The organism is Pantoea sp. 1.19, from assembly GCF_001922585.1.
Lineage (GTDB): Bacteria > Pseudomonadota > Gammaproteobacteria > Enterobacterales > Enterobacteriaceae > 1-19.
On the sequence record NZ_MRBS01000036.1, the window covers coordinates 1 to 855 of the forward strand.

The 855-nt window shown below is 75.8% G+C and carries 1 pseudogene; it reads right to left on the reverse strand.

What is annotated here, in order from left to right:
• Positions 1 to 855, reverse strand: a pseudogene (locus BS626_RS18670) (hypothetical protein); the annotation flags it as partial.

The window sequence follows — 855 nt, forward strand, 5'->3', positions numbered from 1 at the left end:
GTTCAGCGCCCCGCCGCCGGTCAGCGCCTGGTTAAAGCCGCTCAGCCCCGCCAGCGTCAGCGCGCTGTCCGCGCCTACATTCACCCCAACCTCCGACCCCAGCCCCTCCGTGCCGCTCAGCGTCACCGCCGACCCGTCGCTCAGCCGCAGCTGACCGCTCCCGGCTACCCGGTTGCCAAACGCGCCGCGCCAGCCCGCCAGGTTCAGCGCGCTGTCCGGCCCGCTCAGCGTCACGCCGGACTGCCCTCCCAGATTGTCCGCGCCCTGCGCGCGCAGCACGCTGCCCGCCTCCACCGCCCAGGYGCCCAGGAAGCCCGCGTTATTTCCGCCCACCGACGCCAGGCTCCCGCCCGTCAGGCTCACCGTGCTCCCCGYCGTCCCCGACAGCGCGTTGTTTATCGCCCCGCTCAGCGCGCTCAGCTCCAGCCGCGCGCCGTCCGCGCTCAGGTTCACCGTCGCACCGTCGCCGCCCAGGCTCGCCGGAGACGCTACCGTCAGCGCGCCGTCCGCGCCCACCGCGTGCGCCCCGCTGAACCCGCCGTTGCTGCCGCTCAGCGTCACCGCCGCGTCGGTGTTGACGGTCCCCGCGCCGCTCAGCGCGTTGCCCAACGTCTGCGCCGCCTGCAGGTTCAGCGTCCCGCCGTCCGCCACGTCCACCGCCGCCGCGCCCAGCGCGCCCGCACCGCTCAGGGTCAGGCTCGCCCCCTTACCGACCGCCGCGCTGCCCGACAGGCCCGCGTTGGCCTGCGACAGCAGCAGTTCGCCGCCCGTCAGCACCAGCCGCCCGTCGCCGGTCAGGCCGCCGGCCGCCGTCGAACTGCCGCCGTCCGTCAGCGTCAGCGCGCCGCCGCCGAT